The sequence below is a fragment of the Streptomyces sp. SYSU D01066-1 genome (assembly GCF_054956795.1).
The window spans coordinates 144,591-160,022 of sequence record NZ_JBUDHV010000003.1 but is presented as its reverse complement, the minus strand read 5'-3'; the positions used below and the strand labels follow the sequence as shown (position 1 = coordinate 160,022).

At 72.1% G+C, this 15,432-nt stretch carries 15 protein-coding genes; 2 read left to right on the top strand and 13 right to left on the bottom strand.

Annotated features, from left to right (window positions below):
- The first annotated feature begins 113 nt into the window (after window positions 1-113).
- Window positions 114-965 (top strand): siderophore-interacting protein, encoded by an 852-nt coding sequence (locus ACY1JF_RS04425; RefSeq protein WP_462703626.1) that lies wholly within the window; start codon window positions 114-116, stop codon window positions 963-965.
- A 637-nt stretch (window positions 966-1,602) separates the two neighbouring features.
- Here ACY1JF_RS04425 and ACY1JF_RS04420 read toward each other — a convergent pair.
- On the bottom strand, window positions 1,603-2,184 hold the full coding sequence (locus ACY1JF_RS04420) for a GNAT family N-acetyltransferase (protein WP_462703625.1): 582 nt from the start codon (window positions 2,182-2,184) through the stop codon (window positions 1,603-1,605).
- 94 nt (window positions 2,185-2,278) lie between these two features.
- Here ACY1JF_RS04420 and ACY1JF_RS04415 point away from each other — a divergent pair, with 94 nt between their 5' ends.
- Window positions 2,279-3,331: an RluA family pseudouridine synthase gene (locus ACY1JF_RS04415; protein ID WP_462703624.1), complete on the top strand. Its 1,053-nt coding sequence runs from the start codon at window positions 2,279-2,281 to the stop codon at window positions 3,329-3,331.
- On the opposite strand, the gene ACY1JF_RS04410 is transcribed toward ACY1JF_RS04415, so the two are convergent.
- The 12 genes from ACY1JF_RS04410 to ACY1JF_RS04355 form a co-directional block, all read right to left on the bottom strand.
- Complete coding sequence (locus tag ACY1JF_RS04410) at window positions 3,325-4,824, bottom strand: cytochrome P450 (RefSeq protein ID WP_462703623.1); 1,500 nt, start codon at window positions 4,822-4,824, stop codon at window positions 3,325-3,327. The genes ACY1JF_RS04415 and ACY1JF_RS04410 overlap by 7 nt on opposite strands.
- Window positions 4,825-4,882: 58 nt before the next feature.
- The gene (locus ACY1JF_RS04405; protein WP_462703622.1) at window positions 4,883-5,503 is read right to left on the bottom strand and encodes a GTP-binding protein; all 621 of its coding nucleotides are present in this window, start codon (window positions 5,501-5,503) and stop codon (window positions 4,883-4,885) included.
- Window positions 5,484-5,900, bottom strand: a complete 417-nt coding sequence (locus tag ACY1JF_RS04400) for a DUF742 domain-containing protein (RefSeq protein WP_462703621.1) — start codon at window positions 5,898-5,900, stop codon at window positions 5,484-5,486. The genes ACY1JF_RS04405 and ACY1JF_RS04400 overlap by 20 nt, the downstream gene beginning before the upstream one ends.
- Entirely contained in the window at window positions 5,897-6,274 is a 378-nt protein-coding gene (locus ACY1JF_RS04395; RefSeq protein ID WP_462703805.1) for a roadblock/LC7 domain-containing protein, read from the bottom strand. The genes ACY1JF_RS04400 and ACY1JF_RS04395 overlap by 4 nt, the downstream gene beginning before the upstream one ends.
- Before the next feature lie 26 nt (window positions 6,275-6,300).
- Window positions 6,301-7,911 (bottom strand): sensor histidine kinase, encoded by a 1,611-nt coding sequence (locus ACY1JF_RS04390; protein WP_462703620.1) that lies wholly within the window; start codon window positions 7,909-7,911, stop codon window positions 6,301-6,303.
- Between the two features lie 364 nt (window positions 7,912-8,275).
- Complete coding sequence (locus ACY1JF_RS04385; RefSeq protein ID WP_462703619.1) at window positions 8,276-11,128, bottom strand: DEAD/DEAH box helicase; 2,853 nt, start codon at window positions 11,126-11,128, stop codon at window positions 8,276-8,278.
- 97 nt (window positions 11,129-11,225) lie between these two features.
- Window positions 11,226-12,173 carry a twin-arginine translocase subunit TatC gene (gene tatC, locus ACY1JF_RS04380; protein ID WP_462703618.1) on the bottom strand — a complete coding sequence of 316 codons (948 nt, stop codon included), beginning with the start codon at window positions 12,171-12,173 and terminating at the stop codon, window positions 11,226-11,228.
- Between the two features lie 48 nt (window positions 12,174-12,221).
- Complete coding sequence (tatA, locus tag ACY1JF_RS04375) at window positions 12,222-12,506, bottom strand: Sec-independent protein translocase subunit TatA (protein ID WP_403541029.1); 285 nt, start codon at window positions 12,504-12,506, stop codon at window positions 12,222-12,224.
- A 291-nt stretch (window positions 12,507-12,797) separates the two neighbouring features.
- Complete coding sequence (locus tag ACY1JF_RS04370; RefSeq protein WP_462703617.1) at window positions 12,798-12,992, bottom strand: hypothetical protein; 195 nt, start codon at window positions 12,990-12,992, stop codon at window positions 12,798-12,800.
- Window positions 12,993-13,045: 53 nt separating this feature from the next.
- Window positions 13,046-13,339, bottom strand: a complete 294-nt coding sequence (locus ACY1JF_RS04365) for a hypothetical protein (RefSeq protein ID WP_462703616.1) — start codon at window positions 13,337-13,339, stop codon at window positions 13,046-13,048.
- A complete protein-coding gene (locus ACY1JF_RS04360) occupies window positions 13,336-14,397 on the bottom strand; it encodes a helix-turn-helix transcriptional regulator (protein ID WP_462703615.1) in 1,062 nt (353 codons plus the stop codon). Before ACY1JF_RS04360 ends, ACY1JF_RS04365 begins: the two co-directional genes overlap by 4 nt.
- Before the next feature lie 18 nt (window positions 14,398-14,415).
- The gene (locus ACY1JF_RS04355; protein WP_462703614.1) at window positions 14,416-15,393 is read right to left on the bottom strand and encodes a helix-turn-helix transcriptional regulator; all 978 of its coding nucleotides are present in this window, start codon (window positions 15,391-15,393) and stop codon (window positions 14,416-14,418) included.
- Window positions 15,394-15,432 lie beyond the last annotated feature (39 nt).

The window sequence follows — 15,432 nt, the reverse complement described above, 5'->3', positions numbered from 1 at the left end:
TCCGGAGGGGCCGCGAGGGACACCCGGTGACTCACGGACCTCTCCTCCCCGAGGTACCGAACGAGGGAGGGATGATAACTTAGGCTAACCTAACCACGCTTTGGGAGGCCGTCATGGCAGACCGACCGGCACGCAAGCCGCGGAAGCCGCACTCGGCACGGGTCGTCCGCACGGAACGGCTGACCCCGCGCATGCAGCGGGTCGTCCTCGGTGGCGAGGGGCTCGCCGACTTCTCCGCGGACGCCTGCACCGACCACTACGTCAAACTGCTCTTCCCGTCCGGCGGCGCGACCTACCCCGAGCCGTTCGACATGGACCGGATCCGCGCGGAGTTCCCCCGCGAGCAGTGGCCGGTCATCCGGACCTACACGGTGCGGCACTGGGACGCCGCCCTGCGGGAGCTGACCGTGGACTTCGTCATCCACGGCGACGAGGGACTGGCCGGGCCCTGGGCGCGCGACGCCCAGCCCGGCGAGACCCTCCTCCTCATGGGTCCCGGCGGCGCCTACGCCCCCGACCCGACCGCCGACTGGCACCTGCTGGCCGGTGACGAGAGCGCGCTGCCCGCGATCGCCCGCTCGCTGGAGGCGCTGCCGGACGGTGCCCGCGCCTTCGCCTTCGTGGAGGTCGCCGGTCCGGAGGAGGAGCAGAAGATCGACTCCGACGTGGAGGTGGTCTGGCTGCACCGCGGGGACCGGCCCGTCGGTGAGGCGCTCGTCGAGGCCGTCCGTGGCCTGCGGTTCCCCGAGGGCCGGGTGCACGCGTTCGTGCACGGCGAGGCGGGCTGCGTGAAGGAGCTGCGCAAACTGCTGCGGGTCGAGCACCGGGTCCCCCGCGAGGACCTGTCCATCTCCGGTTACTGGCGGCTCGGCCACAACGAGGACGGCTGGCAGTCCTCCAAGCGGGAGTGGAACGCGCGGATCGAGGCGGAGCAGGAGAGCGGCTCCCCGGCGTCGGCCGCGTAACGCCCACGGCGGCTCGGGGCGCCTGCCGGCGCCGGCCGGGTCCCCGGGTACGGGTCGATGCCCGTGGACACCTGCCCGTCACCGTCACCGTCACGGGTCCCGTCCAGGGCCCTTGTCGACACCCGTCGACATCCCCGGGCACGGGTCGATGCCCTGGGCTCCTGCCCGCGTCCGTCACCGTCACCGGGCACGGGCCCCCGTCCAGGACCCTTGTCGACACCCGTCGACATCCCTGGGCACGGGTCGATGCCCCTGGGCTCCTGCCCGCGTCCGTCACCGTCACCGGGCACGGGTCGATGCCCTGGGCCCCTGCCCGCGTCCGTCACCGGGCACGGGCTCCCGTCCAGGACCCTTGTCGACACCCGTCGGCATCCCTGGGTGCCGCCCCATGTCCGCGGGCGCCTGCCGGTGCCCGTCGGCGTCACCGGGTACGGACCTGCGCTCATGAGCGCTCGCCCGCGCCACCGGGTACGGGTCCGTGTCCGTGAGCGCTTGCCCGCGGTTGCCGGCGCCGTCGGCAGTCGTCGGCCTTCGCCGGCGTCCGCCCGCGCCCACCCCGCGCCCCGCTCCCGTCGGCTCAGTCACCACCCAGCCGCCGCCCAGCCGTCCGGTCACCGCCGAGCCGCCCGGTCACCGCTCAGTCACCGCTGAGCCGGGCGTGCAGGTGCATGTCGTGCCAGCCGTCCGCGTGCCGCAGCGCACCGCGCTTGACCCCCTCCAGCACGAACCCGGCCCGTTCCGCGACCCGGCAGGACGCCGTGTTGGCGACGGCGTGGCTCAGCTCAAGGCGGTGCAGACCGACCTCGTCGAAAGCCCAGCGGGCGAGCGCCGTCGTGGCCCGCGCGGCGACTTTGCGCCCACGGGCCGCCGCCACCGTCCAGTACGCCACCTCGGCCACACCGTCGCCGAGCAGCACATCGCGCAGGGCCACCCGGCCGAGCAGCCCGTCGTCGGCCGCGTCGGCGACCGCCCACTGCGCGTTCCGCTCGCCGGCCCAGGCCGCCCGCCACGCGGCTATCCAGCCGCGCACCTCGGCCACGGAGTCGGCGGCCCGGATGTGCCACTGGTGCATCAACGGGTCCTGGAACGCCTCGAAGACCGCCGGCGCGTCCTCCTCCCGCCACGGGCGCAACACCAGTCCGTCGCCGGTGGCGATCGTGGGCTGGGCGGTACGGGACAGGGTGCCGGCCGGGAGGACCGGGGGTGTCAGGTAAGGCATGCCGCACATCCTCCCAAGCAGCACCCGCCGCGGAACAGTGCTTTTCCCCTGCCGCTGTCCGCCCTCCGCCCGCCGCCTCCTACCCTTGCTGACGATGAGACGCCGCACCCCTCCCCCGCCCTCCCCGCTCCCCCAGCGTGACGGGGTCGACCCCGTGCGGCTGCGGCTGCCCGCCGAGGGGCCGTGGGCCACGGTCCGCGACCACCTCGTCGCACGCCTCTCCGGCGCGGCTCCCGGCCTCGTCGCCGAAATGTTCGACGCGGGTCTGGTGGTCGGCGCCGACGGAGGGCCGGTGGCGGCCGACACCCCGTACCGGCCGGGCATGTACGTGTGGTTCCACCGCCGGTTCTCCCCCGAGGCACCGGTCCCCTTCCCTGTCTTCGTCCACTACCGCGACGAGCACATCGTGGTCGCCGACAAGCCGCACTTCCTGGCCACCACACCACGCGGCAGCCACGTCACCGAGACCGCTCTGGCCCGCCTGCGCCGGGAACTGGGCCTCCCGACGCTCACCGCCGCCCACCGCCTCGACCGCCTCACCGCCGGGCTGGTGCTGTTCACCGTGCGCCCCGAGGAACGCGGCGCCTACCAGACCCTCTTCCGGGACCGGCGGGTCCGTAAGACGTACGAGGCCGTCGCCCCGTACGCCCCGGCACTCGCCCTCCCCCGGACCGTACGGAGCCGGATCGTGAAGGAGCGCGGGGTGCTGACCGCCCGGGAGACCGGGGGCGAGCCGAACGCGGTCAGCCACATCGAGCTGATCGCCCGGCGCCCCGGGACCGGAACGGAGCCGGAAAGGGAGACAGAGACGGCAACGGAGACGGGAACAGGGACGGCAGCGGGGGCGGAGACAGGGACGGGGACGGCGGCCGTCACAGGCCTGGCCCGCTACCGCCTCACCCCCACCACCGGCCAGACCCACCAGCTACGCGTCCACATGGCCGCGCTCGGCGTCCCGATCCTCGGTGATCCGCTCTATCCCGAGGTGACCGCTCCCGTTCCCGCGAACGACTTCCGGCGTCCGCTGCAACTGCTCGCCCGCGAGCTGGCCTTCACCGATCCGCTCACCGGGCGGGAGCACCGCTTCCGCAGCTCCCGCACCCTCACCGCCTGGGCCTGCTACGAGGACTGGGCCGCGGGTCAGTAACCACGCCACCAGCTCGTGAAGCGCTGCCACGCACCGAGCGGACGCGCCCGTTCCGCCGCCGACGCGTCCGGCTCGGGCTGGCCGGCGGACGGCGGTGCCGGCCGGGTCACCACGGGCGAGGCGGGAGCCTCGCCCACCTGCCGGGGCAGCGGCGCGCCCACGTGCCAGGGGGCCCGCTGCGCCGGGACCGGGGCGTGGCTGGGCGCCTGTGTCACGTCCTGCGGCGGCTTCGGCTCGAACCGCACCGGCAGCTCCATCAGGTGCCGTGACGCGATCGAGGACCGCCAGCGCAGTTCGCTCTCGTCGCAGTCGAGCTGGACGTCCGGCAGCCGCATCAGGAGGGCGTCGACGCCGGAGTCGGCGATGGCACGGCCGATGTCCTGGCCGGGGCACTCGTGCGGGCCGCCGCCGAAGGCGAGGTGGGAGCGGTTGCCCTGCATGTGGGCGGCCAGGTCGGGCCGGACGCGCGGGTCCACGTTGCCCGGCGCGATGCCCAGCAGCAGGCCGTCGCCGGCCCGGATCCGCTGGCCGCCCAGCTCCGTCTCCTGCTTGGCGAAGTAGGCGAAGATCGTGCTGAACGGCGGCTCGTCCCACAGGGACTGCTCGACCGCCTCGGGCACCGTCATCTGGCCGCCGCTGAGCTGGGCGCGAAAGCCCGGGTCGGTGAGGACCACGCGCAGCACGTTGGAGATCAGGTTCGCCGTGTTCTCGTAGGCGGCGAACAGGACCAGTCGCAGGTGTTCCCTGACCTCTTCGTCGGTGAGGTTCGCCGGATGGCTGATGAGGTGGGTGGCGAAGTCCTCGGCGGGCTCGGCGCGGCGGCGCTCGGCGAGGCGCCTGAGGACCTCCACGACGTGGTCGTGGTTCGCGATCGCCGTCTCGGTGCCCTTGAGGGCGTCCCGGGCGGCCTCCACCAGCCGGTCGTCGTACTCGTCCGCCATGCCGAGGATCTCGCACATCACCGCCATCGGCAGGTGTTCGGCGAACTGGCTGACCAGGTCGGCCCGGCCCTCCTCGCAGAAGCGGTTGACCAGCCGCTGGGTGTGCCGCTTGATGTGGCGGCGCAGGCTGCGGTGGTCGATCGTGGACATGGCCCCGGAGACGGCGCCGCGCAACCGCTTGTGCTCGTCGCCCTCGACGTGCGAGGCGATGGGCTGCCAGGCGATGTGCGGCATGAGGGGGTGGTCGGGCTTGATCATCCCCTCCTTCAGCGGTGTCCAGATGCGGCTGTCCCGGCAGAACTGCGCGGGCGTGCTCACCATGTGCAGGTTCTCGGAGTGCCCGAGGACCACCCACACGGGCACGTCGTCGTGGATCAGCGCGGGTGCCACCGGCCCGTGCTGCTCCCGCAGCTGTTCGTACAGCTCGTTCAGGTCCTCGGCCTCGTGCAGCCGGTGCAGCCCGCCGGGTCCCACGCCGTGCGCGGGGCAGCCGGGGGGCGGTCCGGGCGTGGGGCCGCCCGTTCCGGTCAGGGAGTGGGTTTCGAACGTCACAGTGGTCGCTCCGGAGCTGATGGTCAGTCGGGTGTCTGGGGTGGCCGGCGGACGGCGGTCAGGTGAGCGTCCCCGTCATGGCGAGGGAGTGCAGGAAGCGCATCAGGGTCATCAGGACGTCCCGGCTGGAGGCCCTGCGGCGCACGTCGCACTCCATGATCGGGATCTCCTCGGACAGGTCGAGGGCCGTGCGCAGCTCGGTCAGCGGGTAACGGGGCGCGTCCGGGAAGGAGTTGACGGCGACCACGAACGGCACACCGCGCTCCTCCAGCCGTCCCATGACGTCGAAGCTGACCTCCAGCCGACGGGTGTCCACCAGCACGACCGCGCCGAGCGCGCCCTCGAACAGCCCGTTCCACAGGAACCAGAACCGCTCCTGGCCGGGTGTGCCGAAGAGGTAGAGCACCAGCTGGTCGGTGATGCTGATGCGGCCGAAGTCCATCGCGACGGTGGTCGCCGTCTTCGAGGGGGACCCGTAGTTGTCGTCGACCCCGATGCCGGCCTGGGTCATGGTCTCTTCGGTGGTCAGCGGTTTGATCTCGCTGACCGATCCGACCATGGTGGTCTTGCCGACACCGAAGCCTCCCGCGATGACGATCTTCACGGCGGCCTCGGCCGTGTGCGGCAGCCGGTCCTCCGTCCGCGGGCCGGGGATGGTGTCAGAGTTTTTGAAGTCCATGCATCACCGCTTCGAGGAGGGACCGGTCGGCGACCTTCTGCCGGACGATCGGGGCGCGGGCCTGTACCAGTTCCGCTGCCAGCATCTCGGTGAGCAGTACGGTCACCACGCTGAACGGCAGGCTCAGGTAGGCCGAGAGTTCCGCCACGGACAGGGGCGCGACGCACAACCGGAGCAGGGCGGCCTGCTCGGGCGTCGCCGACGCCGGCGGGTCGGTGCGCGCCACGATCAGTGTCACCAGGTCTATGTCCGCGCGCTCCCCGCCCGCGTCACCGCCGATGACGAACAGGCGCTCGGGGTTGCCCGTGGTGTTCCCCGTGGCGGAGGCGCCCTCGGCGGGGGGCCGGGCGGACGGCACGTGCGCGGGGAATCGCCTCTGGCGCTGGGGAGGAGTCATACGGTCTGCCCAGTGCGCCGGGCGGGACTGGTCAGATGGGGGCCGATGCGGGCGACCAGGTCCTGCATGCGGTTGCTCATCCGGCCGGGCTCGCAGGTGACGTCGGAGAGCACCGCCAGGTAGGCATTGGGTCCGGCGGCCATCAGGTAGAAGTAGCCGCCGTTGATCTCGATGACGACCAGCTTCATCCGCCCGTCGCTGTCCGGGATCTCGTGGGCCACCGCGCCGGCCAGGCTCTGCAGTCCGGCGCAGGCGGCGGCCACCCGGTCGGCGGCGTCCGGGTCACCGGAGTAGCGGGCGATGCGCAGTCCGTCGGCGGAGAGCACCACGATCATCTCGATGCCCGGGACACCGTCGTAGAGATCCCTGAGCATCCAGTCGAACTTGCCTTGCTGCTCGATCACTTGAGGTCTCCCTCGTCGTCGGCCGGGGTGTGGGCCGGCTCATGGGGCGGCTGGGTGAAGGCGTCGGGGTCCGGGGCGCTTTTGAGGCCCTCCCAGAAGGCCTCGACCCACTGCCCCGGCAGTGGCTCCTCGTCCGGCTTCTGCTCCGGCTCGGGGGTGGTCCAGCGGGCGTTGCGGGCGCGCTCGGCGGCCTTGCGGGCCTCGCACTCGGCCTCGGCCCGCTCGAACGCGGCCTGCTCGGCGAGGCGCTGGCTGAGCGGCATCTTCACCCGGCTGCGGCGCTGCGGCAGGCCGCCCGCCGTCCACTCGGTGACCTCGGGAACGTCGTCCTCCAGGGAGACCGTGGCCGGGATCCGCGGACTGGTGGGCCGGCGCTTCTTGGGCTTGCGGTCGGGGCCTGGGAGCGCGTCCGGGCCGGGCAGCGGGATCGAGGTCGCGCCGATGCCGTGGGCGAGTCCGACGCCCGGCTCGGTGGTCATCATGTTGCTCGGCACGACCAGGATGGCGCGGACGCCGCCGTAGGCGGAGGCGCGCAGCGACACCTGCATGTCGTACGTCGTGCACAGACGGCCGACGACGGACAGGCCGAGGCGGGGGTTGCCTCCGAGGTCCTGGAGGTCGGTGCCGCGCTTGGCGGCCTCCAGCATGCCCTCGATGCGCAGCCGGGACTCCTCGCTGAGGTTGACGCCGGCGTCCTCGATCTCGATGCAGACGCCGGTCTGCACCTCGGTCGCGGTGACGTTGACCTTGGTGTTCGGGGGCGAGTAGCGGGTGGCGTTGTCGAGCAGTTCCGCCGCGGCGTGGATGACCGGCTCGACCGCGGTGCCCTTGATATTGACCTTGGCGATGGAGGCCAGGTGGATCCGGCGGTATTCCAGGATCCGGGACATGGCACCGCGCAGCACGCTGTACAGCGCCACCGGCTGGGGCCACTGGCGTCCGGGCCGGCCGCCGCCGAGAACGGAGATGGAGTCGGCGAGACGCCCGATCATCGCCGTGCCGTGGTCGATGCGCAGGAGGTCGTCGAAGACCTCGGGGTTGCGGCCGTGGTCCTCCTCCATCTCCCGCAGTTCCTTGTTCTGCTGGTGGACGATGGCCTGGACGCGCCGGGCGACGTCGACGAAGGAGCGCGCGGCGGAGTCCCGCAGGGCCTCCTCGTGGTCGATGATCTCGACCACCGTGCGGATCAGCTTCCGCTGCGGCTCGTGCAGATCGGCGTAGGACGGATCGAGGTCGCCGAGGTGGAGCATCACCTCGCGCGGGGTGTTCCCGCGCCGCATGTAATGGATCGCGGCCGGGAGGATCTCGTCGACGAGGCGGGCCATCTCCTCGTCGTGGCCGGCGATCCGCCGTTCCAGATACGCGGCGTGACGGGTGTGCTCGGCGCGCAGGGCCCGCAGGGCGCGGCCTCGGCGGACCGCTTCGGTGCCCGCCACGATCACCAGGAGGGTGGCCAGGCCACCGCACAGGCCGACCGCGGTCCGGGCCGGCTCCGCCACCATGGCGACGGCGGCCCCGGTCACCGCCGCCATCAGTATGGCGGGCAGCAGCAGGACGCGTGCGTAGGGAAGTTCGCGGTGAACGGGAGGGGATTCAACACTCACCATGTAGGCCCTTTGAGAAGGAGTCGGCGGGGATGGGGGAGCGTGCGGGTGGGTATGTCATGGAATTGTCGGCTGATTCTGCACTTCGGGAACAAACGCGCCAATACGCCTCAACTCGGCGCGCTGCGGGCGAGCCTAGTCCGAGCGGATCAACGCCGTGTCACATTCGGCAAGCACCTGAAACGGGCACCGGGGCGGGAGTAGCCTCGATTCCATTTGCACGCTGCGGAGCCATTCGAATACGTAAAGTATCGACGGACAGGCGTGCGAATGTCACTCACCGTAACGAGTGAAACGGCGTGCCCGGATATGACGAGGGCGCCCGAGCGGCAACGCTCGGGCGCCCAATGGCCGGTACCGCCGGGGTCTATCCCACCGACGAGTAGGCGACCACTCCGCGCAGCAGCCCCTCGACCGCTCGGCGTGCGGTCTTCGGCACGGTGGAACCCGCGGCGGGAGCGGCGGCCGCGATCTGGCCGAGGACGTCGATGACCTGCTTGCACCAGCGCACGAAGTCGCCGGCCGGCATCTCCGCCTCGCGCAGCACCTCGTCCAGGCCCTTGCCGGACGCCCACATGTACGCCGCCCAGGCGAAGCCGAGATCCGGCTCCCGCTGGCCGACCCCCTCGGTCTGGCTGATCCGGAACTCCTCTTCCAGCGCGTCGAGCCGGCCCCAGATGCGGACCGTCTCGCCGAGCGCGGCCTTCGCCTTGCCCGAGGGCACCTTGGGCGCCATCGCGTCGTCGGCGGCCCGGGACTCGAACACCAGGGCCGAGACGCAGGCGGCCAGCTCGGCCGGACCGAGCCCTTCCCAGACGCCCTCCCGCAGGCACTCACTGGCCAGCAGGTCCAGCTCCCCGTAGAGCCGGGCCAGCCGCTTGCCGTGTTCGGTGACCTCGTCGCCGCGCAGGTAGTCCAGCTCGGTCAGCAGCGCGACGATCCGGTCGAAGGTGCGGGCGATGGTGTTGGTGCGGCCCTCGATCCGGTGCTCCAGCTGCGCGGTGTCGCGCCGCAGCCGGTGGTAGCGCTCGGCCCAGCGGGCGTGGTCCTCGCGGTCGTCGCAGCCGTGGCAGGGGTGGGCGCGGATCGCCTTGCGCAGCCGGGCGATCTCCCGGTCGTCGGCCGCCTGGGACCGCTTCCTGCGGGTCCGCTCCGGCGGGATGTGCCCCGCCTTGGTGCGCAGGGCGGAGGCGAGGTCCCGGCGGGACTGGGGTGAGCGCGGGTTGAACGACTTGGGGATCCGCATCCGCTCCAGCGCCTCCACGGGCACCGGGAAGTCGATCGACGCCAGCCGCTTGACCTGCCGCTCGGCGGTCAGCACCAGCGGCCGGGGCCCGTCGTGGTGATCGAAGCCGCGGTGCCCGTTGGACCGCCCGGCGGGCAGACCGGGGTCCAGCACCAGGGCCAGGCCGGCGTACTTGCCGGTGGGCACGTGGATGACGTCGCCGGGCTTGAGCTTCTCCAGCGCGACGGCGGCCTCGGCACGCCGCTGTGCCACGCCCTGCCGGGCCAGCTCGGTTTCCCGGTCCTTCAGCTCGCGGCGCAGTCGCGCGTACTCCTCGAAGTCGCCGAGGTGGCAGGTCATGGAGGCCTTGTAGCCCTCCAGCCCCTCCTCGTTGCGCTGCACCTGCCGGGAGATCCCGACGACCGACTTGTCGGCCTGGAACTGGGCGAAGGACGTCTCCAGCAGCTCCCGCGAGCGGTGCCGGCCGAACTGCTCGACCAGGTTGACCGCCATGTTGTACGACGGCTTGAAGCTGGAGCGCAGCGGGTACGTGCGCGTGCCCGCCAGCCCCGCGAGGTGCTCGGGGTTCATGCCACGCTGCCACAGCACCACGGCGTGGCCCTCCACGTCGATGCCGCGGCGGCCTGCCCGGCCGGTGAGCTGGGTGAACTCGCCGGGGGTGATGTCGGCGTGCTGCTCGCCGTTCCACTTGACGAGCTTCTCCAGCACCACCGAGCGGGCGGGCATGTTGATGCCCAGGGCGAGGGTCTCGGTGGCGAAGACGGCCTTGACCAGACCCTGGACGAACAGCTCCTCCACGACCTCCTTGAAGGTCGGCAGCATGCCCGCGTGGTGGGCGGCGATACCGCGCTCCAGGCCCTCCAGCCACTCGTAGTAGCCCAGGACGTGCAGGTCCTCGGCGGGGATGGAGGACGTGCGCTCCTCGACCAGGGCGCGTACGCGTTCCCGCGCGTCCTCGTCGTTGAGCCGCAGTCCGGCGTACAGGCACTGCTGGACGGCGGACTCGCAGCCGGCGCGGCTGAAGATGAAGGTGATCGCGGGCAGCAGACCCTCGCTGTCCAGCCGCTCGATGACCTCCGGCCGGCCGGGCGTCCAGATCCGGGAACGCTGCCGGCGCTCCCGCTCCCGGTCGGCCTCACGCATGTGCCGGCCGCGCCTGCGGTCCTGGTAGGACGGCCGGCTGGCCTCCAGGCGGGCCATCCGCGTCAGGTCCGGGTTGACGGCCCGCTTGTGGCCCTCGGCCTCCTCGAACAGGTCGTACATCCGGCGCCCGGCCAGCACGTGCTGGAACAGCGGCACGGGCCGGTGCTCGGAGACGATCACCTCGGTCGAGCCGCGGACGGTGTCGAGCCAGTCGCCGAACTCCTCGGCGTTGGACACCGTCGCGGACAGTGAGACGAGCGTCACCGACTCGGGGAGGTGGATGATCACTTCCTCCCAGACGGCGCCGCGGAAGCGGTCGGAGAGGTAGTGCACCTCGTCCATGACCACGTAGCCGAGGCCGGTGAGGGTCTGGGAGCCGGCGTACAGCATGTTCCGCAGCACCTCGGTGGTCATCACGACCACCGGGGCGCCCGGGTTCACGCTGTTGTCGCCGGTGAGCAGGCCCACCCGGTCCGTGCCGTAGCGACGGCACAGATCGGCGTACTTCTGGTTCGACAGCGCCTTGATGGGTGTCGTGTAGAAGCACTTCCTGCCCTGCTCCAGGGCGAGGTGGACGGCGAACTCGCCGACGATCGTCTTGCCCGAGCCGGTGGGCGCGGCCACCAGCACGCCTTTGCCCGCCTCCAGCGCCTGGCACGCCTCGGTCTGGAAGGGGTCGAGGCCGAATTCGTACATCTGGCGGAAGGAGGCGAGCGCCGTGGCCTGCTCGACGGCGCGCCTGCGGGCCGCCGCGTACCGCTCGGCCGGTGAGAGGTCCTCTGTCATCGTGCTTTCGAGCGTACCGGGCCGCACCGACAACAGGACGATCATTATCCGGATCGGAGTCCGGCGGACCGGGCCCCACCGGGCCACACGCGCGCTGCGAAAGGCCGCGCCCGGCCGCTCCGGGCGCGGCGCGGACTTCGGCTCACGTCACGTCGTCGTACCCGTTGACCCGGTCCGTGCGGGACTGCTCGGGCAGGGCGGAACTGGTGGTCACGGGCTCGATCTCGCCGATGTCCTCGGGGGTGAGGTCGAGGTCGGATGCCTCGTCGTCGGCGGGGCCCAGTGCGTCGCTCCTGCGGCGACGGCGGTCGTTCAGCAGCGAGAAGGCGACCGCCGCGAAGTACAGCACCCAGATCGGACCGGCCAGCATGAGCATGGTCAGCGGATCGGTGCTGGGCGTGGCGAGGGCCGCGAAGAGGGTGATGCCCATGATCATCGCGCGCCACCAGCCGAGCATGCGCTTGCCGGTGAGCGCGCCCGTGAGGTTGAGGAAGACCAGGAGCAGCGGAAGCTCGAAGGAGAGGCCGAAGACGAGCACCATGCGCAGGACGAGGTCGAGCAGGTCGTCCAGCGGCAGCAGGTTGGTCGTGCTGCTCGGGGTGAAGTCGAGCAGCACCTCCGCCGTGGTGGGGAGGACGTTGTACGCGAAGTAGGCGCCGCCGATGAAGAGCGGGGCGCCGGTGCCGACGAAGGCGTAGGCGTACTTCTTCTCGTGCCGGTGCAGACCGGGCGCGACGAAGGCCCACAGCTGGTAGAGCCAGACCGGGGAGGCCAGCACGACACCGGCCATCAGCGACACCTTCAGGGCCAGGGTGAAGGGGGTGAGCAGACCGTTGATGGTGATCTGCGCGCACGGCTCGTCCGACGTCGACTCCGCCAGCTGCTCGAACGTCTGGTCGCAGCCGACCGAGTCGAGGATCGGCCGGGTGAGGAGGTTGATGATGTCGTTGTAGAAGAAGGCGGCGACGACGGTGACGGCGACGATCGCCAGCAGTGCCTTCGCGAGCCGGTTGCGGAGCTCACGCAGGTGCTCCGCGAGGGGCATCCGCCCCTCGGGATCCCTCTCCTTTTTGCGGGCAGGCTTCAGCAACCCACGTTCCCATCTCGTGCGGGCGGGCCGGGGATCACCGGCCCCGCGTCAGCGCTTGGTCGTGTCCGTCGGCTCGGCGACCGGGCGGGAACTGGTCACGTCACCCGGGGCGGCCTGGATGGTGCGCTGCGACGCGGACTGCTCACCGGTGGTGGGCGGGTCGGCCGGGGCGGCGGACTTGTTGTCGTCCTTCATCGCCTTGGCCTCGCTCTTGAGGATGCGCGCGGACTTGCCGAGCGAACGCGCCATGTCGGGAAGCTTCTTCGCGCCGAACAGCAGAATGATGACGACGAGGATGAGAATGATCTCGGGGGCGCCGAGCCTTCCGAACATAAGTCTTTACCTTCTCACCGAGGCGGCTGGGTGGGGGTGCTGTCCGACCGGTCGGACACGCGTCTGAACGGCCGTCTTGTGCAGCGATCGTAACGCTCAGGGGTAAACGTGAGGCAATCCCCGTGCGTACTCCCGTCCGCGGCCGGGCCTCGTTTTCCGGACCGCGACCAGCAGCGTACCTGTCCCGATGAGCCGGATGACAGGGCGAAGCGGCCCGGAACGCAAGTCACAGGAGACCGCTGCGCCACCCACAGGCGTTTCACAGCGCCCGGCGGACGGCGTCCGCGTCCTTCACAGCGCCCGGGCGGAACGGCCCGCACGGGCCGCGGCCTGCTCCAGGTCCTCCGCCGCCGCGCCGATCCGGCCGGCCGACTCGGCCACCTGCCGGCCCAGCCGCTGCGCCTCCACGAACACCCGCACGGCGAGCACCCCGAGGACGGCGAGACCCAGGAACCCCATGGCAACCGCGAACATCGGCCAGAACATGCCATCGAGCCTAGTCCGTCCCGCCGCCTGTCTCCTAAACGACGGAGCGCGGGCTAAGCGGTGGAGTGCAGGCGCAGGGTCCGCACCCCGCCGCCGGTGAGCAGCTCCACGATCCGCTCCCCCGCCGGCTTGCGGACGGTGACCCCGCACTCCGGGCAGGTGAAGGAGTAGAAGGTGGTGCGGCTGCTGGCGCCGATGGCCAGCAGCAGGGCGCCCGCGGTCAGCTCGAAGCGGCCCCGGCAGTCCGGACAGCCCGCCCGGAACACCACCGGCGCCACGCTCCTCATCCCGGCGAACGCGGACGCCACCGTCATGCCCACCGCACCAGACCCCGCCGACTCGCTCAACGTCCTCGCTCCTGCCCGTCGTGCACCGCGTCCGCCGCCCGCGCGGCCGACGGCCCGTACGCCTCGGCCGTCCCGGTCCCCTCGTCGTACGCCGCCAGCGCCTCGCGCGCCGCCTGCCGGGCGCTGTCGGCCAGCTCGCCCGGCGCGACGATCCGGCCGTCCCGTCCGAGGCGCAGCGCCAGGCGTCTGAGCGACGCCGGGTCGGGGGTGCGCAGCGTGATGCGCAGCCCGCCGTCCGGGAGCTCCTCGGCGCTGTCGTGCGGGTAGTACTCGGCGACCCAGCGTCCGCCCGGGCCGACCTCCACCACGACCTCGGGGTCCTCGGCGGCCGGCTGCACCAGCGCCTGGGACAGGTCCCGCGGTTCGATCTCGGGCGGCGCGGACGGCTCGTCCAGGATCTTGATCTCGGCGACCCGGTCGAGCCGGAAGGTGCGCCGCGCCTCGGAGCGGCGGCACCACGCCTCCACGTAGGTGTGTCCGACGCTGACCAGGCGGATGGGATCGATCTCGCGCTCGGTGACCTCGTCGCGGGCCGGTGAGTAGTAGCGGATCCACAGGCGGCGGCGCTCGGAGATGGCCCGGTCGACGTCGGCGAAGACGCCGCCCTCGGACTCGAAGGTGACCGACAGCCGGGAGCTGGCGCCGGCCGCCTCGCCGGCCGCGGCCTCCACCTTGGCGGTGGCCCGCAGCAGCGCCTGCCGGTCGCCCTCGCGCAGGCCGGGCAGGGTCGCCACCGCGCGGGCGGCGACCAGCAGCGCGGTGGCCTCGTCGGCGGCCAGCCGCAGCGGCTCGGCGGCGTCCGCGCCGAGCGCTGCCGGGTTGTGCCACCAGATGCGCTCGCCGTCGGTGTCGATGTCGAGCAGGTCCCCGCCGCGGAAGCTGGTGCCGCACATCGGGAGCACGTCGAGGTCGGATACCAGCTCGTCCTCGGTGATGCCGAAGGCGCGGGCCACGTCCTCGATCCGGGCGCCGGGGCGCTCGCGCAGATACGTCACCAACGACAGCATCCGCCGGGTCTGGTCGATGGCGTTGACGGGCCTGACCGGTTTGCCTGCCACTGTGTTGTCCGCTCCCCCTCAGCCCTTGGCGACGGCGCGCAGCCGGTCCACCACGTCGGCCCGCAGCTCGGCCGGCTCCAGCACCACCACGTCCGGTCCGAACTCCACCAGCCAGGCGTCCAGGCCGTGCCCGTACGGAATCTCCAACTCGTCCCAGCCGTCGCCGAGTTCCCGGACCGCCGTGGCCTTCGCCCGGAGGGGGTATCCGGCGCCCGAGCGCAGCCGGATGAGCGCGGAGCGGTCGGCGGTCTCCCCCGCCCAGCTCGCCACGGTCTCGCGGACGGTGACGACGTCCGGTACGGGAGCGGTGAAACGCGCCCCCCGCGAGCGGACCCTGCCGGTGATCCGCGACAGCCGGAAGACCCGCTCGGCACCGCGGTCCCGGTCGAAGCCCGCCAGGTACCAGTGGCCGCGCCAGCACTCCAGCGCCCACGGTTCGACATGCCGGGTCTCGGGGCGGGCGGCGGTGGCCTTGCGGTAGTCGAAGACGACCGGACGGCGGTCCCGGCAGGCCAGCATCAGCGGCTCGAACGCGGCCTCGTGCACGGGGATGCGCGGCTCCAGCGCGCTGTGCGCCTCATAGGGGTCGACGTCCTCCGGCAGCCCGGCGGCGCGCAGCTTCTGCAGGGCGCCGCTGGCCGCGCCGGCCAGCCGGGCCTGCTGCCAGACCTTGGCGGCCAGCCCCAGGGCGGCGGCCTCCTCGGCGTCCAGGGTGATGGCCGGCAGACGGTTGCTGTCGCGGCGGGCGAGGTAGCCGATCTCGCCGTCCAGGCTCTCGACGGTCTCGATGACCAGCCCCAGCTCGCGCAGGTCGTCCTTGTCCCGCTCGAACATGCGGTTGAAGGCGTCGTCGGAGCCCGGCGTGGTGTGCTCGGGTCCGAACGCCTCGACGTAGGCCTCGATGGACTCGCGCAGCTCGCGCTTGCTGAGCGGCCGGCGGGTGCCGAGCAGACACAGCGCCAGGTTCATCAGCCGCTCGGCCTTGGCAATGGCCATCGACGCCCTTCGCCTCCTTGTGATGCCTACGCCGATGAC